The following is a 20,668-nucleotide window of genomic DNA, read 5'->3' as shown; positions in this document are numbered from 1 at the left end:
TCGAGGCTCTCGTCATTCGGGCCGGCTCGCCTTGCCGGGCTCGCGAATGCCCTCGGCGCGCGCAAGCTCGTCGACGATGGTGAATCCTTCCACGCGCAATGCGGCGCAGGCCGGATCGCTCGCCAGGCGAGCCACGTTCCCGACGACGCACCGAAACTCGTCGCATGTTTTGCCCGTGCAGGCGAAACGACCGTCTCCCGCCTGCGCGAAGGCGCCATCGCCGCGAACGCCCATCGTGAGCACGAGGACCCCATTGGGGGCAAAAACGTCGATCGTATCGAGGTCTCGCGCGGACACGAAGAAGCGGCCCTCCGGATCTACGCCGAAATGATCGGGCCGCGACATGGTGCCGAACGACTCGTAATGCGGCTCGGCGCCGTCCTTGGCGGGGAGGGTCACGATCGTGACGGAGGCGCCGGACCTCTTGGACCGGGAATCCTCCCCCACGATCCAGAACCGGCGCTCTTTCTCGAGCCAGCCCATGGGCAAGTCCAGAGGACTCGACGTGAGCCAATCCGGCGCCGGGAAGCTCCGCAGCACCTTCCCGGTGGACAGGTCGATCTCTTCGAACAAATTGTTGTACCTGATGCTCGCATCCTTCAGGTGCATCGTGAAGGCCGTCCGGCGCGTGCTCGACACGACCAATCCGCGATAATCATTCTGGGCGCGCGGGTCGTTGCAGCGATTCGGCGATGGAGCACCGGGCGCGCAGCTCTGCAGGAACACTTGTCCCGTCCGCGTGTCGACCCACTGGAGCCCTTGTTTCCCGCCGGCGAGCAGCATCTGCGGGCGCCCTGCATTCTCGAAGGGGACGAAATCGGGCCTGAATGTCGAGACCGCGGAGATCCTTTGCCACGTGAAGCCGGGTTTGCCCGGCTGGCGCTTGCCGAGCGAAAGGACGTATTTGCTGGCGTCGACCCCCGCGTACGTCGCCAAAAGCGCCTCGCTCCCGCGGCTGAAAATGACGCCCTGCCCGGTCTTCGGCGAATCGAACACGAAGCCGGTGTCCTCCAGATGAAAAATCTTCTCCTTCGTGTACGCATACAGATCGGAGCCCGAGCCGGCGAAGAGCACGTTCGTATCCGTCACGCCGGGCGGCGGGGGCAGCGGCGCGGGGAGGCTCGAGCGGCCCACCTCCATGGAGTAAGCCTTGGGCGGCTCGTCCGGGGTGCTGATACGCCGGGTGACGGAGCTCCATACGATCCGACGGCCCCCGCCGATCCAGTTGAATTGGCTCGTCACCGGATAGATGGCGTTCGTTCTCTGGTACTTGCGCGCGTCCGTCAGATGCTGCTGCAACTGGCAGGCGCTCGTGTCCTTGATCAGGCGAAAGCGCTTGGAGACGGCGGCGTCTGCGCTGAGGTTGCTCTGCTCGTCGACCAGGATCGAAGGCGTCTCTTCCGAGCCACCTTCCGCGAAACGAGCGCACGCCGCCAGCACCCTGCCGACGATGCGCCCCATTTCGTCGAACACGAGGAAGTAGGACTGCGTCGAGTACGAGCGTCCACGGACGAGCGTATGACGCCGTCCCGGCGACACCTCCTGAGAATCATGGTCCCACCACGAGAAAGAATAATCCGTGGACGTCCATGCTTCCGCGGCGCCAATCGCTCCCGTACGCTCGTCGAGCGCGACGACATGGCAGTTGGTTTGCGACCCCTGCATACCCATGCAGCGGGTCGCGAAGAGGCCACGCGGGCCCAGCGTCAAGAGGTCGTCATTTTCGGTCGACCCCGCGCCGGTTTTCACGTTCGGCATGGGAGGCAGGGTGCGCGACCAGATCCGTGTGCGCTTGGCGAGGTTCCACCGTTCCACCACCCGCACCGAGGGTGGCAGGATGATGTGTCCCTCCCAGGCGGTCGCGGTGACCGAACCGAGCACGATGACGTCGGCGCCATTCGCGGTGAGAACGATGCTCCGTGGGTGGAGGCTGTTCACGGGAAGGGATGCGACGGCGACGAAACGCCCCGGATCGACGGCCTCGCCGGGGCTCTGCCTGTCGAAAAACGTCAGATGGTTTTCCCCGCCCCAGACCACCTTCCGCCCTGGCAATGCCAGGAGGCGTGCTCCCCCTATGTTCCACGGCTGAAATACGACGCTCACCGGAGGCGCGGCCGGTGGGCTCGGCGGTGTCACGGGAGCGCTCTGCGCGATCGGTTGCGTGGTGCTGGTGGTGCCGCCGCAGCCGACTGCGACGCATCCGGCGAAGAAGCCAAGCCATCGTCGAGCGGTGAGGACAAGGGAAGAGCTCACCCGGACCGTACATCACGGAACCGTCGTACCCGTCAAGGTCGGGAGGAGCGGCAGCAAAAGCCCCGACCGTCCCTTCCCTCCGGCCCGATCTGCGTGTAGAACTCCCGCGTGTCTGCCCGCTCCCCGCGCCCCGACGACCGAAGGCTGAAGCGCGCCGCGCGCCTGCTCTTCGCGGCCGCCCTCGGCCTCGTCTGCGCCGCGCCCTTCGTCACGGGCGAGCTGCCCATCGCGGAGGCCAAGGAGGCGAAGGGCAAGGCCAAGCCCAAGGCCGAGAAAAAAGCTCCCGCCGGCAAAGGTGTGTTCGAGCACGAGTGCCGTGTCCAGAGCCCGCAGAAATTCCTCGAACGCCGCACGTTCGTCTCGAAGGGCGTGCTCGACGGCGGGAAACACACGAAGGCGGTGCAGTACCTCGCGACGCATTACGGCAACGTCGGCGACGACCTCACGCGCAAGCTGAACCCAAAAGGCGCGCTCGCCCAGGCCGTGACCGTGCAGTTCATGGGCCTTCCGGTCTCGGTGCACACGAAGGTCGCGCCCGCGCTCGCCTGCGTCGAGAAGAAGATCAAGAAGTCCTGCACCGGCGCCTCGAAGTACACCCCGCGCGCCCTCGGAGGGTTCCGCGGGGCGAACACCTACCGCGGCATCGAGATCTCGAACCACCTCTTCGGCATCGCGCTCGACGTCGACCCCGACCGAAACCCCTGCTGCGGCTGCGTCGACCCCTGGCCGAGCCACCCGAAATGCAAGCAGAAGTCGCGCTCACCGTATGACCGCGCGGCGATGCCGAAATGCTGGATCAAGGCATTCGAACGGTTCGGGTTCGACTGGCTCGGGCACGACGCGCTCGAGGATACGATGCATTTCGAGTTTCTCGGGGATCCGGACAGGATCAAGAAATAGGCGGGACGGGGGCGATCAAAGCCCCTCGCAGGGATCCTTGCCCGCCGGCGCATGCGGATCCGGCACGCCCGTCCGGCACGCCTCGGCCTGGTCGATGCACGCTTGCAGGACCTTCGTCCAGCCCGTTCGTTTTTCGAACGCCGTCGCGCGGTACGTATCCATCAACGATCGCCCGTTCTCGCGGAGCAAAAGCTCGAACGGATTGCCCCAGAGCACGCTGAGACCGCCGTGCCGCGCGCCCGTTTTCGGCTCCACGCGTTGCGCCTCGACCACGAACGGGCTGAGCGCGTGGAAGCCGGAGAGGCGGCGATACTGGCCGCCGTATTGCAATTGCTCGCCCCAGGGCTCTTCTCGCGTCCAGAGGTGGGGCCGGCCGATGATCGTCAATACCTCGCGCGCCGCCGCCGCCAGGTCCGGGCCGACGACCACCGAGCCCCCGCCGCCGGGGCCGCAAAACGATGGATCCGCGAGCCGTTCGAGCAAGGCCACGAGGTCGACCGAGGCGTCGGACGCCGTCGTGCGTGACCGCGTCGCCCGCCGTGACCGTCCCCCATGTGGCGCCGACGCCGCCGAGGCGACGATGCCCGCCCCGCCGCACGCGTCGGCGAAGATCGACATGACGTCCGCGCAGGTGAACCCGCGAGGCCGCTCGCGACGCACGGCCGTGACGAGCTCGGCGAGCGCCTCTTCGAGCTTTTTGATGCGGCGCAGATCGAGCCCGACGCTCGTGATCGAGGTGCCGACGTACGCGCGCCCCGCGGTCGAGACGCCCTCGACGTAGGCACGCACGTAATCGGTGACGACCGCCTCCACCAGCGTGCGTGGGCTCGCCGCGGGGCGATCCTGCGCGATGTAGCGGAGCGCGCTGTACGGGTGGCCGGCATCCGGGACCGTCTCGCGTGAGGCGATCAGATAATCGGCCACGCCCGAGAGCGACGAGGCCACCTCGACGGCGCCCATGCGGCACGTGTCGAAGGCGACGACGTCGATTCGGTTCGAGGTGCCGAGCCCGCTCATGCCGGGCCTCGTGCGTATCTCCGTTTCGATCACCTTCGACGCCTCGCCGAGCGCGGCCGAGAGCCCCTCCAGGGACAATCGTTTTCCCTCGCCCGACGTCGTGTCGTCGGCCAGGCCCGTGAACCCGTCGCCGTGGCCCGTGAACGTGACCCAGTAATGGCGCGCCGGGTACATCCGCACGCCCTCGACCAGGAAATCACGCAGCGTCGCCATGTCGCTCGTATCGGTCTCGCCGAGGACCATGACGCCCGGCGCTTCGTTCTCCCGGCCCGGGGGCCTGATCTCCTCGCGGTAAATCGAGTACCGCTCGGAGGGGCGGGGTTTGCCGTCGTCGCCCACCTGGAACGGCGCATAATCGCGCTGCACCAGGATGCGGAAGAGGGCGCTGCCGCCGAGGCCGTGTTGCCATTCGAGCGCGTCCTGATCGAACGCGGCGACGAGGTTCTGATCGTGATCGTCGTTCGCCGCGAAGACGAGCCACGTCCATTCCGCGGTCCAGAGCGAGGGCGGCCCACGACGGAGCTCCGCGCTGCTCTGCTCGACCGCCGGCGTCGTCTCCACGACGCCCGCCGAGGGGCCCTCGGGGGCGCACGCCACGAGACCCGCGGCGAGCGCCCCGAGGGCGATCACGTGTTTTCCACCCACGGCTGCTTATGTCCTATCGACCATTGCGCGAGAGGCGCAGGATCTGCTGGAGCACCACGTACGAGATGTGGGGATTGTCGCCACGCCCGCCGGTGTCGTCCCCCGCCTCGTCGCTCGCGTCCGGGAATGCAGACATGTAAAGGAAGTCGGGGTGGATCTCCTTGCTGTTCGGACCGACGCCCGTCGGCGAGTCGATCCACTCGCCGCCGAGGATCGTGCCGCGCCCGTCGAGCTCGAGCACGTAATGGTACGCGACCTCGGCCGTGGGGCGACGGCGCTGGAGCGGCGGAACGAGGAGCTGATCGATGCTCGCCGCGTAATTGACGAGGTAGACGCTCGTGCGGATCCGCGCGAACCGGACGGCATTTTCGTTCCACCGGTAGGTACGGCAGCCGTTCGCGGGGCCGTTGCCGTTGCAGACGAGCTGCGAGGCGCGGCGCTCGTCGATTTCCTCGTTCTCCTGGACACGATAACGCACGATCGGGAACGTCCAGACCTCGTCGCCGTACGCATAATCCATGACGAACGGGAGTCTTTCGCGTGGACCGCCGAGGTTCGCGAGGGCGGGCGCGCCGCGGCCCATGAGGCCCGTCAGGGCGATGTGCAGCGTGCCGGGGTTCACGTCGCGGCACGTGGGGTTCGTCGGCCGCCCGGTGTTGTCCGTCGTGATGTCGTCCTCGGGCACGTTGCAGCGGTTGCCGGCCATCGTCGAGGAGTCGTGGAAATAGACCTCCGAGAAGAGCGCCTCGACGTCGGCCATGCGGAAGAGCACGCAGGATCGGTCGCGCTCGCCGTTGCACTCCACGAGGCGGCCATTCTCGCGCCGGACGCGCACGTCGCGCATGGGCGCGCCGTCACGCTCGGCCGTGGAGTAGGACGACCAGCCATTGCAATGGCCCCACCAGTCCTCGGGGACCGTGCTCTGGTAGGTGCCGTGGTTCAAGAGCTCCCACGCGGTGGCCGGGCCCGCGACGACGATCGAGGGGCGGACCCTGCCCGGGCCGCGCTCGCGCTCCGGCCGGCGCATCTCCTCGTTCGTGAACGCGCGGACCTGCGGGAGGCGCTGCGCCTCGCCCGGATTCATGAGCAGATCGTACTTTTCGACGGGCGAGAGGTTGTCCGGATCGGAGCGGATATCGCTGTAGTCCTTGTTCCGCGAATTCCAGCGGTCGGCGATGCCGTTTTCGGTCATCGGCCACCAGCTCGACGGGAAGATGGGCCGCGAGCTCTCGCCGGCATCCAGGCCGGGTTGCAGGCGCAGGAGCGCGCCCCGGAGCTCGGGGTGCAGCCGCGCCGGCCGGTTCGTGTCGTTCATGGGCTCTCGTCCGGGAGCCCGCGGGATCAGGATCTCGTGGGTCCGGTAATACCCATTCGACGCAAAGTCTGGCCGGAGCCGCGGCTCTTGCGCCGATGTCACGCGGTGCGCGCCGAAGAGCGCGAGTACGGACGCGGTCAGAATGACAGTGCGGGTTTTGTTCATGGTGTTCATCGTCCTGCCGATACTGGCGGCCGTCCGAACACCACTGCAGAGCCTGGGCCAGCGGGCTCGGGTGAGAGCGTAACGTTTCCGCTCGCGTCGACGGGCGGGCTGTGCAGGCGGAGAGCGGTCGGGTGTGGGCAGAAAGAAAACGGTGAAACCGGGAAAGTCAGCGTTTTTCGCGCGGGCCGTGCAGCGCGAGGGGACGTATCAGAATCGCGCCCACGACGACCGCCCGCCCGCCGGCTCCGCGAGAGCGTCGAAATCCTGCTCTCGCGTCACGGGGCGCTCGCTCTGTCGTCACCCGAACGGCGGACGAGCGTAGAAGCGAACAGCGAAGGAGTTTGGCGCATGCGAAGGATGACGGGGCTCGGGGTCGTTTCACTTTGGTTCGTCGCCGCCTGCGGGGGCGCGGCCGCGCCGGCGGCGCGCGAGCCGATCCTGGCGACCCCGTCGCCGCAGATGGCCGTGGAGCAGGTGCCCGAGGCCGGTCGGGGCCCGGACGGACCGGTGACGCCGGAGGAGCGCAACGCGGCGATCGACGCGCTGCTCAGGAACCTGGATGCGCGGTACGTGTTCCCGGAGAAAGCCAAGCTGGTGCGCGCCGCGGTGGAGGCGCGGCGCAAGCGCGGCGAATACGACAAGCTGACCACGGGGCAGGCGCTTTCGACCACGCTCACGACGCACGTGAACGAGATCTTGAAGGACGCGCATTTCCGCGTGCGATACCTCGAACGGAAGGTCCACGAATCGGAGCTGCAAGCGGAGCCGACGGCGGCCGAGCGCGAGCAATTCGCGGCGGAAGGCCAGCGGCTGAACGGCGGATTCGAGCGGGTCGAGCGTTTGCCCGGGAACATCGGTTATGTCGAGGTCCGCTCGTTCGCGTTCCTCGCGCGTGGGGTCGAGGCCGCGGCGGCCGCGATGAATTTCCTCGCCGAGACGGACGCGCTCATCATCGACATCCGGCGGAACGGCGGCGGCGATCCGGAGCTCGTGGCCGCGCTGTGCAGCTATTTCTTCGACGGCGCCGTGCACATCAACGACATCTACGACCGCCCGAAGAACGAGACGCGGCAGTTCTGGACGAGCCCGACGGTGCCGGGAAAGCGTTATCTGGGCAAGGACGTCTACGTGCTCACGAGCAAACGGACGGGATCCGGCGCCGAGGAGCTCGCGTACGACCTCCAGACGCAGAAGCGCGCCGTCATCATCGGCGAAAAGACGTGGGGTGGGGCGAACCCCGGGGAGCTCTTGCGCCTCGGTGATCACCTCGTCGCCTTCGTCCCCTCGGGCCGCGCCATCAATCCGATCACGAAGACGAACTGGGAAGGGATCGGCGTCCTGCCCGACATCGCCGTGCCCGCCGAGGACGCGCTGCGGATCGCGCAGGTGCGCGCCTTGCAGAAGCGGATCGCGGTCGCCACCGAGCCCGAGCTGAAGAAGAGCCTCGAAGAGCGATTGCGTGAGCTCGAGCGCGGCGAGCCTGAAAAGCCCGCGCGGTGAGGCGGATCAGGGCGCGCCGCAGGCGAGCCAGTCGGCGAGCTTCATGCGGTCGTCGAGCGTCGGATCGTCGGGGCCGGGCGGCATCGAGTCGTTCTCCGCGGCGCTCCGCGCGAAGATGCGCGCCCTGTGCCGCTGAATTTGCGATTTCGTGTCGAAGATGAACTCCCCCGGCGCGCCCGCGCGGTCCGTGGCCGTGGAGGCGTGGCAGCTCTGGCAATGGGCATTCATGAACGCCGCGCCGAAGTTCTCGTAGGTGAGCTGTGTGCCCTCCGGAGGGCAGGCCCAGTCCTCCATGTCCGTGTAGAAGAAGCCACACGCGGCGACGAGGAGGGGAGCCATGGCGAGCGCGAGGCGGGGCAGGGGGCGCATCGAATCCTCAAAACAAGGCGAAATGGGCGCCGAGGTTCGCCCCGACGAAACCGTACCAGTTCGGCCCGCTCGAATACCCGAGGTAAGCGCCCACGACCTCGGGGCCGAGGGCCAGCGTGAATTTCGATCGGCGGAGCAGGGTGAAATCGCAGCCGAGGCCGAATTGCACGCCGGCCCGGTGGCGAATGCCAGGGCCGATGCCGAGCACCGCGCCGGCCGGCTCCTCGGCGACCGAGGCCATCGATTCCTCGTGCTGGTGGACGAACCCCACGTGGGCCCGCGGATACACGCGCGGCGTCGCTTGCCAGCCCGCCCGGACGCCCAGCGATAAAAACGTGAGCAGGCGCTGATCGACGCTGCCATACCCGAGGCGACCCTCGGCGAACGGGGTCACCATGCCGAAGAGCCGCAGGCCGACCGCGAAGCCGCCATAACCCGTGACGTCGGTGCGCCAATCGGTCGTGCCGAGGGCCGAGGAGACGGCGACGAAGAGCTCTCCGCGAGGGGCCGCCTCTTGTGCGGGCACCGGTTGTGTGGGCACGGGCGGGGGCTCGTCGGCGCGCGCGAAGGAAGGGGAGCCGAGGAGGCATGCGAGCGCCGCGGCGATTTGCCCCGGTGCTTTCGCTCTCCACATCCTCACGATCATGGCGCGAGCCTACCACGATCTCGACGGCCGCGAGGTCTTAAACCGTGGCGCTTCGTACCTTGCGTTCGAGGCGCCGAATGCAGAAGGCGAGGCCGTGCCGCAACGTCCCGTGCGTGGGGATGCCGGACAGGTCGACGCCGAGCGAGACGAGGGTCTGGGCCACGGTCGGCCGGATGCCCGTGAGAATGCCCTCGGCGCCGAGCAAGCGAATGGCGCGGATCATCTGCACGAGGTGGGAGGCCGTGGCCGTGTCCACGACCTCCACGCCGGTCAAATCGAGAATGGCGAAGCGGGCGGAGGTACGGGTGACGGCGCTGAGCAGGTCGTCCATGACGCGCGCCGCGCGCCGGCTGTCCACGACGCCGATCATGGGCAACGTGAGCACGTGCTCCCAGACCTGGATGATCGGCGTCTCCAGGTCGCGGATGACGGCCTGCTGCCGCTCGATGAGCGCGAGGCGCGCTTCGAGCTCCTCCCGGATGCGCTGGCCCTCGTTCATGTTCTGCGAGATGCCGATCACCCCCGAATGCCCATGGCTGGCGCCGGGAATGGGCAAGTAGACATTGTCCCAGTGGGATCCGACGATATGGATGGATTCACGCCCCTGCGTGCCCGCGAGCGCCGCCTGCATCGCCGGGCTGATGTGGTCGCCGAACACGTCGAACACGCTTTTCCCGAGGAGCTGCCCCGGCGCGGCCCCGAACGCCGCGAGCGCCTTGCCGTCGTAGAACGTGTAAATGCCTTGCTCGTCCGTGGCCCACGCGATGATGTCGAGGTGGTCGAGGATCGCGCGCAGCACGAGCTCGGAGACGGGTTTTTCCGGGGCCTTCTCCGGCTCGCGCGGGTGCGCGTGCGGGGCCTCGGCGAGCGAAAGCGTGGCGAAGATCTCCGGCTTTCCCGGCGCGCGCCAGACCTGCCACGCGAGCGTCAGCATGCCGCCGTTCGGCTGGCGCGCGCGGCACGTGAAGCGTGAAGGCGCACCGTCGTCGGTGACATGTCCGAGGGCCTGGGTGAGGGCGAACGCGTCGTCCGGGTGCGCGTGCTCCTCGACGCGCGTGCCCGGCGCGAGTTGCTCGCCGGCGAGGGCGCGGGCGGCCGCGTTCAGCGCAATCACCTGGCCTGCCGGGCCCAAGATGACGAATGCGCCTGGATATGTACGAAAGAACGCTTCGAAGGGTTGCTCGGCTTGCTCCGTCGCCACCGTTCCCCACCTCCGCCAAAGGTAGAACATATCAGCACGCGGGCTCTGCGTAAACGCGCCAGATGCTCGGGATCGCGTCGAAATCGTGTTTCATGGGAGCCGGCGGGGCATCACGCTTCCGACGCGCGCGCCTTCGTGGTAGCGACCCTGCCGAGGAGACGATGAGCAACGACGAAATCAGCGAGCAGGCCGCGGCCTTCGACGCCATCGGCGAGAAATACGACGAGGTTTTCGCGGACAAGCGCGCTCAGGTGGAGGCGACGCGGTGGCTCGCCGAGCGCCTCGCGACAGGCGATCGGGTGCTCGACGTGGGGTGCGGCAGCGGCATCCCGACGGCGAAGCTGCTCACGGAGGCGGGGCTCTCGGTGCACGGTATCGACATCTCGACAGAGATGCTCCGGCTCGCGCGGCGTAATGCCCCCGGCGCGCACTTCGAGCAGGTGGACGTGATGAGCTTCTCGCCGGAGCCCGGCTCGTTCGGCGGGGCTTGTGCCTTCTTTTCGCTCTTGATGCTCCCGAGGTCGGAGATCCCCGCCGCGCTCCGGAAGATCGTGCGCGCCCTGCGGCCGGGCGGGTATCTCGCGCTCGCGATGGTGGAGGGGGATTTCGATTATATCGAGCTGCCCTTCCTCGGTCACTCGATCCGCGTGAGCGCGTATTCGCAGGCGGATCTCGAGGTCGTCCTCCGCGACGCGGGGCTCGAGATCCTCGAAGCGGAGGTGGTGAGCTTCCCGGCGGGGGACCACGTCGAGCGGCAGCTTTATTATCGGTGTCGCGCCTCCAAAGGCGCGTGATCAGGCGCGCCCGAGCCGCGTGACGCAGATGCGCAGGCCGTCGCGCAGGCTCCGAGCGGTGGTCAGGCCGCCGAGATCGACCCCCATGAGCGTCAGCGTCTGCGCGATCTGGGGCCCGATGCCCGTGAGCACGCAAAATGTGCCGAGGAGCGAGGCCGCCTGGCTGAGCTTGACGAGGTGCGCGGCGGTCATGGTGTCGACGACGTCCACGCCCGTCAGGTCGATGATGACCCCGCGCGTGCGTCGTTCGCCGATACGACCGAGCAGCCGCTCCGTCATGTCCGCCGCGCGCTGGCTGTCGATGATCCCCACGACGGGCAGCGTGAGCACGTCGTCCCATACCTCGATGATGGGCACGCTCATCTCGCGCAGGGCGCTTCGCTGCCGCTCGATGGTCGCGATCTTTTCCATCAGCTCGCGTTGTGTGATCTCCAGCGCTCGAATGGCGCCTTCGCGCTCCTCATTCGTGCGTATCTGCTCCTCGAGGGTGCGGCGAAGTATCTGCTCGGCCTGCTTGCGCGCGGCGATGTCGCGGCACGTGCAGATCAGGCCCCCATTCGGCATCAGGGGGTTCGCGGGCAAACCCGTGAGCGAGATCTCCACGTCGACGGCATGGCCGGCGCGGTGCAGCCCCCGGACCTCGCCCGACCATCGCCCGTGTTCCCCCAGCACGGGAAAGACCTCGCGTTCGATACGTGCCAATTCAGCGTCGTCGTAGAGCATACGCCATGTCTTGCCGATCAACTCCTCGGGCTCGTAGCCATACGCCATGCCATGGGCGCGGTTCATGTATCGATACGTTTCGCCTGCGAGGATGGCCATCCCCTCCATGGACACGTCCATGGCCATCTTTTGCAGGTCGTATTCGTTCGTGATGGGGACCTCTTCGAGAGGGACGGGTTGATTGGGGGCCATCCAACGCTCCTCCAGGGGGCTCGTCCGGGCGCCAGGTGCCCCGGACAAGCCCCTAATCTTAACTCGAAAGCACGCGGAAAGACAGGAGTTTTCGTGCTACGCGTGGTCCGCCGTGCGCGGGGATGTTTCAAGGCGTGAAACATCCCCCGCCCGCCCGCCTCTCCCCGGCCGGGCAGAAGCCTCTTTTCGCTTTGGCCCGCTCCTTGCTGACGTGGCCGGGTGCCATGTTCCACGTCGAGCCCTTCTACGATCCCGCCACCTTCACCCTCACGTACGTGGTTTACGATCCCGATTCAAAGGACGCCATCGTCATTGATTCGGTGCTCGATTACGAGCCGATGTCCTCCACGGTGAGCACGGCGTCGGTCGAGCAGGTCGCGGCGTTCCTCGAAAAGAACGGCCTCACGCTGCATTGGTCCCTCGAGACGCACGCCCACGCCGACCACTTGACGGCCGCGCCCTGGCTCAAGAAGCGCCTCGGCGGGCGAATGGCCATCGGCGAGGGGATCCGGGAGGTCCAGAAGGTCTTCAAGACCGTGTTCGACATGCCCCCGACATTCCGCACGGATGGCAGCCAGTTCGACGCGCTCCTCGAGGACGGCCAGGTCCTCGAAGCCGGGACCCTGCGCATCGAGACGATCGCCACGCCCGGCCACACGCCCGGCTGCGTGTCCTACCACATCGGCGACGCGGTCTTCACCGGCGATGCGCTGTTCATCGAGGACTACGGCACGGGCCGCTGCGATTTTCCGAAGGGCTCGGCCGACGCGCTCTATACGTCCATTCACGACAAACTCTACGCCCTGCCCGACGAGACGCGTGTCTTCGTGGGCCACGATTACCAGCCCGGCGGCCGTCCGATGCGCGTCGAGACCACGATCGGCAGGTCCAAGCGGGAAAACGTACAGCTTCGCGCCGAGACCACGCGCGCGGATTTCGTGGCGATGCGCAATGCGCGGGACGCGACGCTCGCGGCGCCGCGGCTCCTCTGGCAGAGCGTGCAGGTGAACATCGACGCCGGGCGCCTGCCCGCCGAGCACGGAAACGGCGTCCGGTACCTCCGCATCCCGCTGAACCTGCGCAAGCCCGTGGACGACGACGGCACGCGGAGGGACGCACGAGCGAGCTGAAACACGTGTTGCAACATGATACGTTGCGGGCGTGCCCCGCAAACCTCCCGCCACATCGACCGAGGCCGTGATTGCCGGTGCCCTCGAGGCTGCCTCGGGGGCGGCCCTCGTGCTCGACGAGGAGCTCCGGATCGTCCTCTCCACGCCCGCGGCGGCGGAGCTGCTCGGGGTCGACATCCCGCCCCACGCGTCCGCGCCCAAGCTCCTGTGCGGTGAGAACGAGAAGCGCCCCGTGGCCGAGGCGCTCGCGGAGGGGCGGCCCGTGCAGGCCATTCTCCCGCCGCGCGGGCCCGGCAGGCGCCTCGTGCGCGTGCGCTCGCTCCCCGTGACCCAGGGGCGCGCGCGGGTGGGCACGCTGCTCTTGCTCGATGACGCCGGCGAGTCCTTCGAAGATGGGGAGGTCCTGTTTCACGGCATGTGGACGCAGGACCCGACGATGAAAGCGATGTTTCGCGTGCTCGAGCGCGTCGCGGGCGACGACGTGACGGTGCTCGTGCGCGGCGAGACGGGCGCGGGCAAGGAGCTCGTGGCGAGCGCCATTCACGAGCTCTCGGGGAGGCGCAAGGGGCCGTTCCGGGCCATCAATTGCGCGGCATTGCCTTCCCATTTGCTCGAGAGCGAGCTCTTCGGGCACGCGCGCGGGGCGTTCACCGGCGCGGTCCGCGATACGCCCGGGCACGTGCAGCTCGCGCATCGCGGCACGTTGTTCCTCGACGAGATCGCGGAAATGCCGCTCGAGCTCCAGGCGAAGCTCCTCCGCGTGGTCGAGACGCGCACTGTCATTCCCGTGGGCGCGCGCGAGCCGATCCCCGTCGACGTGCGGTTCGTCTCGGCCACGCACCGCGCTTTGCGCAAAGAGGTCGAGGCGGGCCGCTTTCGCGCCGATCTCATGTACCGATTGCGGGTCATTCCGGTGTTCATTCCCTCTCTGCGCGAGAGGCCCGACGACATCCCGCTCCTCGTCGAGAAATTCATGGCGCAGCGAAACGAGACCAGCCGGCGGCGGATCGAGCGGGTCGCTCCCGCGGCGATGACCATTCTCCGGCGATATGCGTGGCCGGGCAACGTGCGCGAGCTGAAGAACGTGCTCGCATATGCGTATGCGATGGGCGACGGCTCGACGCTCGTGCCCGCGGATTTGCCGCCCGAGCTCGTCGACCCGAACCTCTTCGGCGCCGAGCAGGTCGTGCCGCCCCCGACGCCCGACGCGAGCGCCGAGCACGCGAACCCCGAGGCGCGCCGGATCCTGGAGGTGCTCGATCGCACCGGGGGCAATCGCCAGCGCGCCGCGCAGATCCTCGGCATGAGCCGCGTGACCTTGTGGCGAAGGATGCGCGAGCTCGGCCTCGCGGAGACGGCCTGAACGACGTTGCAACACGCGTCTCGGCGTGTTTCAGGATGTTTCAGGCAGCACGCTCGTACCCTGAAAAATCGAGGCGTTTGCGCGGGACCCACCTGAAACGGTGTGTGGCACCTCCCTTGCAGCTCGCGGCACGCGAGGAGAGAGCCCCATGCCCACGTTGTTCGAGAGGTCCACCCCGAACCCTGCCGGTTATCGTGACGTCGCGCCGAGGGACGTCGCCGCGGCGATCCCCGGCGCGCGATTGATCGACATCCGTGACCCGGACGAGCTCCGCGGCGAGCTCGGTCATGTGGTCGGCGTCGAGAACGTCCCGCTCCCGCGGCTCGACGCGGCGGGCTTTCACAAAGACGAACCTCTCATTCTCGTCTGCCGCTCCGGTCGCCGCTCGGCGCAGGCCGCGGCGGGCCTCTCGGCCGCGGGGTATTGCCGTATCATGAACATGACCGGCGGCATGATCGCCTGGAACGAGGCGGGCCTGCCCGTCGAGCGCTGAGGCAGAGGTGATGCTCGCCCTCGGCGCTGCGCTCGCGCTCGTGATTGGTGTCGTCCTCGGCATGCTCGGCGGCGGCGGAGCCATTCTCATGCTGCCCATGCTGGTGTATTTGCTCCACGTCGAGCCGCGGGCTGCCATTGCCACGTCGCTCTTCGTGGTGGGCGTGACCGCGCTCGTGAGCCTCTTCTTCCACGCGCGGCGCGGTCATGTTCGTTATCGGGTCGGCAGCTTGTTCGGCGTCGCGGCGATGGCCGGCGCTTTCGTCGGCGGTCGGCTCGCGCATTTCGTCCCCGAGGCGATCCTCCTCGTCGCGTTTGGCGCGACGATGGTGGTGACCGCCGTCATCATGCTGCGCGGGCGTGGCGAGGCTCCAGCGGAGCGTCGTGACGTCCGCGTGGAGCGCGCCCTCTTGCTCGGCGGCGCCGTGGGGTGTTTTTCGGGCCTCGTCGGCGCGGGCGGCGGCTTTCTCATCGTCCCTGCGCTCGTGCTGTTCGGCGGGCTCGCCATGCGCGAGGCCGTCGCGACCTCGCTGTTCGTCATCACGCTCCAATCGTTCGCCGGATTCGCCGGGCACGTGGCGCACGCCGAGCTCGACCTCGTCCTCGTCGCCGTCGTCACCTCGTTCGCCGCATTCGGCAGCGTGGCGGGCGCGCTTCTGGGCAAGCGTGTATCCGCGGACGCCCTGCGCCGCGTTTTTGCATGGCTCGTCGTGGCCATGGGGCTCTTCATGCTCGGCAAGCAGCTCCCGCTGCCGCTCCTCCTCCTCGTGGCCGCGCTCGCCCTCGGCGTGATCGCGCGCCCCTCGGCCGGGGCATTCTCCGGTCGTTCCGCCGCAAGATAGCATCCCAAGCCGTCGCGCATCTCGTGTCTAGGGGCACGAGGTGCAGCCTTTGCGCCGACCCGCAGGCATTGCGCCGAATGCCGCGCGCCTGGAGATGAATCCGCCCGTATTGCACCTGGTACGTAAGTTGCTGACGGTGCGGGTCATGGTTCCAGAATCGCGCGACGGAACATGCCTTCATTGCGGCGGACCGCTCCCCGCGGCTGCCGAGGAGGGGTTCTGTTGCGCCGGTTGCCGCTTCGTCCACGACCTGCTCCGGGAGGAGCACCTCGAACGGTATTACACGCTGCGCGGTGAGAAAGGCGAGGCCGTCACGGCGGCGGCCGTGGGCCGGGACCAGAAATGGCTCGAGCCGCTGGAAGCGGAACTCGCCCGCGCCGAGGGGCTCCATCGCCTCGATCTCGACGTTCAGGGTTTGTCGTGTGCGGCGTGCGTGTGGCTCATCGAGCAGCTCTTCCGCCGCGAGAAGGGCGGCGCGGGCATCGTCGTGAACCCCGCCCTCGGCCGCATGCGCCTCACGATTTCCCGAGCGTTTCCCTTGCGTCGGTTCGTCTCGCGGGTCGAGTCATGCGGGTATCTCCTGGGACCGAAGCTGAAGAGCGAGGAGAGCCCCTCGAATGGGCTGCTCCTGCGGATGGGGATCGCCGTCGCGCTCGCGATGAACGGGATGATCCTGGCGATCTCCGTGTATGCGGGCCTCTCGGAGGGGCCGCTCCACCGGCTCTTTCTCGCGCTCTCGTTCGGGCTCGCGACGGCGAGCGTGCTCGTCGGCGGATCGTATTTCGGGAAGACGGCCCTCGCGGGCCTCCGTCGCGGGGTTTTGCACCTCGATTTGCCGATCGCGCTCGGCATTCTGCTCGCGTACGCCTCCTCCACGTGGGGGTGGCTCGCGCACGGGCTGACGACCTATTTCGACACGCTCACCGTGTTCGTCGCCCTCATGCTCGTCGGCCGCTTCCTCCAGATGCGCCTCATCGAGCGCAACCAGAAGCGCCTGCTCCAGAGCGACGGGGCCGAGGGCCTTTACACGCGCAGGCTCGAAGGCGACACAGTGGTTTTGCGGCGCGCCGTGGAGATCCGAAACGGCGATACGCTCGTCCTCGCGTCCGGCGACGTCGTCCCGGTCCCGGCGGTGATTCTCGGCCAGGATGACGCCTCGTTTTCGCTCGACTGGGTGAACGGGGAGAGCACGCCGCGCGTGTTCCCGCCGGGAGCGATCGTCCCCGCCGGCGCATTTCTTTCGGGGGCGCGCGCGCTGACTTTGCGCGCCGACACCGATTTCGCCGCCGGCAGCCTCGTCGATCTGCTCCGCGCCGCGCCCGGCGAGGGCCGTGACGAGCGCGGCGCGGCCTTCTGGCGCACGTTTGCGCGGGTGTACGTCGCGGCCGTGCTCGTGATTGCGGTGCTCGCGCTCGGCATCGGGTATTTCGCCACGCACGACGCGCGCGCCGCGCTCGAACGTGTCACCGCGGTTTTGATCGTCACGTGCCCCTGCGCTTTCGGGATCGCCACGCCGCTCGCGTACGAGCTCGTGGGCGCGAGGCTCCGCCGGGCCGGCCTTTTCGTGCGTTCGGGGAGTTTCCTGGATCGCGCCGCGCTCGTGCGTACGGTCGTCTTCGACAAGACGGGCACGTTGACGACCGGAAAACTCCGGATCGAGGACACGGCTCCGGCCGCCGTGCTTTCGCCCGAGGAAAAACGACTCCTCAAGAACCTCGCGGCGCGCAGCACGCACCCGAAGAGTGCGGCGCTCGCGCAGGCCCTCGGCACGGATCAATTCGTCGCGGAGCTCGACGCGCGAGAGGTCACGGGCCGCGGCGTCGAGGCGGAATACGAGGGCCATCTGTATCGACTCGGCGCGAGCGCGTGGATCGACCCGGCCGCGCCGGAAGGCGACGCCGACGTGGCCTTCGGCGTGGATGGGCGGGTCCTGGCCGCGTTCCATACCGTCGAGGATCTCCGCCCCGACGCGCCCGCCGAGATCCGCGCGCTCCGCGCCATGGGCTACGACGTCGGCATTCTGAGCGGTGATCTCGACGAGCGCGCCTTGCGTGTCGCCGCGGCGTGCGGCATTGCCCCCGAAAAAACCGTGGGCGGCAAGAGCGCCGAGGCGAAGGCGCAATGGGTGCGCGAGCACGACCGCGGCGATCTCCTGTTCCTCGGCGATGGCATCAATGATGCACTCGTCGCGACCGAGGCCACGGTGAGCGGCACGCCCGCCATCGATCGACCCTTCCTCGCGGCCCGGACCGATTTTTATTTCGTCACGCCGGGCCTCGCCCCCGTGCGCCTCGCGCTCGCCTCGGCGCAGCGTTTGCGCCGCGTGCTCGGAATCACGCTTTCGGTTGCGCTCGCTTACAACGTCGTGACCGTGGGCCTCTCGTGCGCGGGGTTCATGACCCCGCTGCTCTGCGCGGTGTTGATGCCGCTCTCGTCGCTCAGCACCATCCTCGCGGTCCTGATTTTGCTTGGTGAAAAGGCAGAGGTCGCGCAGCCCGCGACCTGCCCATTGCCCCCGCCGGAGGCGCGCCTCCGGACGGCTTGACCATGGATGCGATATACCTACAGATCTTCGTGAGCTTCCTGCTCGTCCTGGGCTCGATTTTGCTTTTCGCCTACAGCGCGCGTCAGCGCGACGACGAGCACGCCGATCGGCTCGCACTCCTGCCGATCGAGGACGAGAAGACCAGACCTCATAGCAGAGGAGAGGAACGTCATGTCGGCTCCGGCCAAACTCGCTGAACCCTCGATCGAGGAGGCGAGCGCTCATCGGGCGAACGTCCAGAAACGGACGATCACCTACGACGACCAGATCGCGCGCTGGTTCGTCTTCGCTTCGGTCGCGTGGGGGATCGTGGCCATGCTCGCGGGCGCGTTCGCCGCGCTCGAGCTCGCGTTTTTCAAGGCGAACGTCCTGCCGATCCTTTCGTACGGCAGGCTCCGGCCGCTGCACACGAACGCGGCCATCTTCGCGTTCGTCGGCAACATGATGTTTGCCGGCGTGTATTACTCGACGCAGCGCCTCGTGAAGGCGACGCTGGCCTCGAAGCTCCTCGGCCGCATCCATTTCTGGGGCTGGCAGGGCATCATCGTCGCCGCGGCCGTCACGCTGCCGCTCGGCATCACGCAGGCCAAGGAGTACGCCGAGCTCGAATGGCCGATCGATCTCGCGATCGCCGCCATCTGGATCGTCTTCGCCGTGAACTTCTTCTGGACGCTGGCGAAGCGGGCCGAAAAGCAGCTCTACGTCGCGATCTGGTTCTACATTGCGACGATCGTGACCGTGGCGGTCCTGCACGTCGTCAACGCGCTCTCGATCCCCGTCTCCTTCCTGAAGAGCTACTCGGTCTTCGGCGGGGCCCAGGACGCGCTCGTGCAATGGTGGTACGGGCACAACGCCGTCGCGTTTTTCCTGACCACCCCGATCCTGGGGATCATGTATTACTTCCTCCCCAAGGCGGCCGAGCGCCCGGTCTATAGCTACCGGCTCAGCATCATCCATTTCTGGGCCCTCGTCTTCGTGTACATCTGGGCCGGCCCGCACCACCTGCTCAACACGGCGCTGCCCGATTGGGCGCAGACGCTCGGCATGCTCTTCAGCCTCATGCTCTGGGCGCCGAGCTGGGGCGGCATGCTCAATGGCCTGCTCACGCTGCGCGGCGCGTGGGGCAAGGTGCGCGAGGATCCGGTCCTCAAGTTCTTTGCGGCCGGCGTCACGTTCTACGGAATGGCCACGTTCGAGGGCCCGCTGCTCTCGATCAAGAGCGTCTCGTCGCTCGCCCATTACACCGACTGGATCGTCGGCCACGTGCACGGCGGCGCGCTCGGCTGGAACGGCTTCATGGCCGCGGGCATGTTCTACTGGATGGTGCCCCGCCTCTTCGGCACGAAGCTCCATTCGCGCCGCGCCGCGGAGATCCATTTCTACATCGGCACCGTGGGCATCCTGCTCTACATCATCGCGATGTGGGTCAGCGGTATCACGCAGGGCATGATGTGGCGCGCCGTGGATGCGCAGGGCAACCTGATGTATCCGAGCTTCGTCGAGACGCTCCTCGCGATCCGGCCGATGTACTGGATGCGCCTCTTCGGAGGGACGCTGTATCTCGCCGGTATGGTCATGATGGGCTGGAACCTCTACATGACCGCGAAGAGCGGCAAGGCCACGGACGGCGAGGCCGAGGTGGTCGTGGAGGTCGAGCCGGCGAAGGAGATCGACTGGAAGCGTATCGTGTTCGGGCCGCCCGTGGTGATCGCGGCCGTGTGCCTCGTGCTCCTCTTCGCCATTGCCTTCACGAACCCCGTGGGGACGGCGGGGCTCCTCTTGCTCGCGGGGATCGTCGGGTTCACGGGGATCTTCGTGCTGACGCTCGGGAAGAGCCCCGACAAACCCACGTGGCACGCGATCCTGGAGGGGCGCGCGCTGCTCTTCACGGTGCTGACCGTGCTCGCGGTGCTCATCGGCGGCGTGGCGGAGATCGTGCCGTCGATCGTCCTCAGGCAAACGGACGCCGAGATCGCGAAGAAGACGAACGCGCCGTATCGCGCGCTCGAGCTCGAGGGCCGCGACGTGTACATCAAGGAGGGCTGCTACACCTGCCATTCGCAGATGATCCGGCCGTTCCGGTTCGAGACGTCGCGGTATGGCGAGGTCTCGACGCTCGACGATTCGCGCTGGGATCACCCCTTCCAGTGGGGCTCGAAGCGCACGGGGCCGGACCTCGCGCGGCTCGGCGGGAAATATCCGAATGCGTGGCACTGGCAGCACATGCTCGATCCACGCTCGGTCTCGCCCGGCTCGAACATGCCCTCGTACGCGCACCTCGAACACGGCCGCGTCGATTTCGCGGGCATCGAGAACAAGCTCCGCGCCATGCGCAGCCTGGGCGTGCCCTACACGCCCGACGAGATCGCGGGCGCGCCGGTCGACGCGGAGAAGCAGGCCGCGGAGATCGTGCGGGATCTCGAGACGCAGGGGATCGCCGCGAATCCGTCGAGCGAGCTCGTCGCGATCACGGCGTATCTGCAGCGCATCGGCAAGAACCCGCCGCCGCCCCCGCCGCCGGCCGCGCCGGTGCCCGTGACGATGACCGACGAGAAGGCCCGTTGAAAGGCAGGAGG

Annotated in this window: 17 protein-coding genes; 10 read left to right on the top strand and 7 right to left on the bottom strand. The window is 67.8% G+C overall.

Annotation, left to right across the window (positions count from 1 at the left end; all coding sequences use genetic code 11):
- Positions 1-12 precede the first annotated feature (12 nt).
- Entirely contained in the window at positions 13-1,938 is a 1,926-nt protein-coding gene (locus QHF84_RS05110) for a hypothetical protein (protein ID WP_281312031.1), read from the bottom strand.
- 423 nt (positions 1,939-2,361) lie between these two features.
- On the opposite strand from QHF84_RS05110, the gene QHF84_RS05105 reads away from it, so the two are divergent.
- Positions 2,362-3,153 (top strand): M15 family metallopeptidase, encoded by a 792-nt coding sequence (locus QHF84_RS05105; RefSeq protein ID WP_281312030.1) that lies wholly within the window; start codon positions 2,362-2,364, stop codon positions 3,151-3,153.
- Between the two features lie 15 nt (positions 3,154-3,168).
- On the opposite strand, the gene QHF84_RS05100 is transcribed toward QHF84_RS05105, so the two are convergent.
- Positions 3,169-4,815, bottom strand: coding sequence for a clostripain-related cysteine peptidase (locus QHF84_RS05100; RefSeq protein WP_281312029.1), 1,647 nt, complete (start codon positions 4,813-4,815; stop codon positions 3,169-3,171).
- A 13-nt stretch (positions 4,816-4,828) separates the two neighbouring features.
- A complete protein-coding gene (locus QHF84_RS05095) occupies positions 4,829-6,295 on the bottom strand; it encodes a hypothetical protein (protein WP_281312028.1) in 1,467 nt (488 codons plus the stop codon).
- A gap of 348 nt (positions 6,296-6,643) precedes the next feature.
- On the opposite strand from QHF84_RS05095, the gene QHF84_RS05090 reads away from it, so the two are divergent.
- Positions 6,644-7,795, top strand: a complete 1,152-nt coding sequence (locus QHF84_RS05090; RefSeq protein WP_281312027.1) for a S41 family peptidase — start codon at positions 6,644-6,646, stop codon at positions 7,793-7,795.
- 6 nt (positions 7,796-7,801) lie between these two features.
- On the opposite strand, the gene QHF84_RS05085 is transcribed toward QHF84_RS05090, so the two are convergent.
- Genes QHF84_RS05085 through QHF84_RS05075 form a run of 3 tightly spaced genes read right to left on the bottom strand, consistent with a single transcriptional unit; the run spans position 7,802 to position 10,011 of the window.
- A complete protein-coding gene (locus QHF84_RS05085) occupies positions 7,802-8,164 on the bottom strand; it encodes a hypothetical protein (protein WP_281312026.1) in 363 nt (120 codons plus the stop codon).
- Positions 8,165-8,171: 7 nt separating this feature from the next.
- Complete coding sequence (locus tag QHF84_RS05080) at positions 8,172-8,810, bottom strand: hypothetical protein (RefSeq protein ID WP_281312025.1); 639 nt, start codon at positions 8,808-8,810, stop codon at positions 8,172-8,174.
- A gap of 37 nt (positions 8,811-8,847) precedes the next feature.
- Positions 8,848-10,011 (bottom strand): STAS domain-containing protein, encoded by a 1,164-nt coding sequence (locus QHF84_RS05075; protein ID WP_281312024.1) that lies wholly within the window; start codon positions 10,009-10,011, stop codon positions 8,848-8,850.
- A 161-nt stretch (positions 10,012-10,172) separates the two neighbouring features.
- Between QHF84_RS05075 and QHF84_RS05070 the strand changes: the two genes are divergently transcribed.
- Positions 10,173-10,805 (top strand): class I SAM-dependent methyltransferase, encoded by a 633-nt coding sequence (locus tag QHF84_RS05070; RefSeq protein WP_281312023.1) that lies wholly within the window; start codon positions 10,173-10,175, stop codon positions 10,803-10,805.
- On the opposite strand, the gene QHF84_RS05065 is transcribed toward QHF84_RS05070, so the two are convergent.
- The gene (locus QHF84_RS05065) at positions 10,806-11,720 is read right to left on the bottom strand and encodes an STAS domain-containing protein (protein ID WP_281312022.1); all 915 of its coding nucleotides are present in this window, start codon (positions 11,718-11,720) and stop codon (positions 10,806-10,808) included.
- A 224-nt stretch (positions 11,721-11,944) separates the two neighbouring features.
- On the opposite strand from QHF84_RS05065, the gene QHF84_RS05060 reads away from it, so the two are divergent.
- The 7 genes from QHF84_RS05060 to ccoN all read left to right on the top strand — a co-directional run bounded on the left by QHF84_RS05060 (position 11,945) and on the right by ccoN (position 20,657).
- Complete coding sequence (locus QHF84_RS05060) at positions 11,945-12,850, top strand: MBL fold metallo-hydrolase (RefSeq protein WP_281312021.1); 906 nt, start codon at positions 11,945-11,947, stop codon at positions 12,848-12,850.
- 31 nt (positions 12,851-12,881) lie between these two features.
- Positions 12,882-14,213, top strand: a complete 1,332-nt coding sequence (locus QHF84_RS05055; RefSeq protein ID WP_281312020.1) for a sigma 54-interacting transcriptional regulator — start codon at positions 12,882-12,884, stop codon at positions 14,211-14,213.
- Positions 14,214-14,361: 148 nt separating this feature from the next.
- Positions 14,362-14,706 (top strand): rhodanese-like domain-containing protein, encoded by a 345-nt coding sequence (locus tag QHF84_RS05050; RefSeq protein ID WP_281312019.1) that lies wholly within the window; start codon positions 14,362-14,364, stop codon positions 14,704-14,706.
- Between the two features lie 10 nt (positions 14,707-14,716).
- Positions 14,717-15,547 carry a sulfite exporter TauE/SafE family protein gene (locus QHF84_RS05045; RefSeq protein ID WP_281312018.1) on the top strand — a complete coding sequence of 277 codons (831 nt, stop codon included), beginning with the start codon at positions 14,717-14,719 and terminating at the stop codon, positions 15,545-15,547.
- A gap of 145 nt (positions 15,548-15,692) precedes the next feature.
- Positions 15,693-18,092, top strand: a complete 2,400-nt coding sequence (locus QHF84_RS05040) for a heavy metal translocating P-type ATPase metal-binding domain-containing protein (RefSeq protein ID WP_281312017.1) — start codon at positions 15,693-15,695, stop codon at positions 18,090-18,092.
- 2 nt (positions 18,093-18,094) lie between these two features.
- Positions 18,095-18,289 (top strand): hypothetical protein, encoded by a 195-nt coding sequence (locus QHF84_RS05035; RefSeq protein ID WP_281312016.1) that lies wholly within the window; start codon positions 18,095-18,097, stop codon positions 18,287-18,289.
- Positions 18,264-20,657, top strand: coding sequence for a cytochrome-c oxidase, cbb3-type subunit I (gene ccoN / locus QHF84_RS05030; protein ID WP_281312015.1), 2,394 nt, complete (start codon positions 18,264-18,266; stop codon positions 20,655-20,657). The genes QHF84_RS05035 and ccoN overlap by 26 nt, the downstream gene beginning before the upstream one ends.
- The last annotated feature ends 11 nt before the right edge of the window (positions 20,658-20,668 follow it).

The organism is Polyangium sp. y55x31, assembly GCF_029946505.1.
Taxonomy (GTDB): domain Bacteria; phylum Myxococcota_A; class Polyangia; order Polyangiales; family Polyangiaceae; genus Polyangium.
This window is presented reverse-complemented; position numbering and strand designations above follow the sequence as displayed.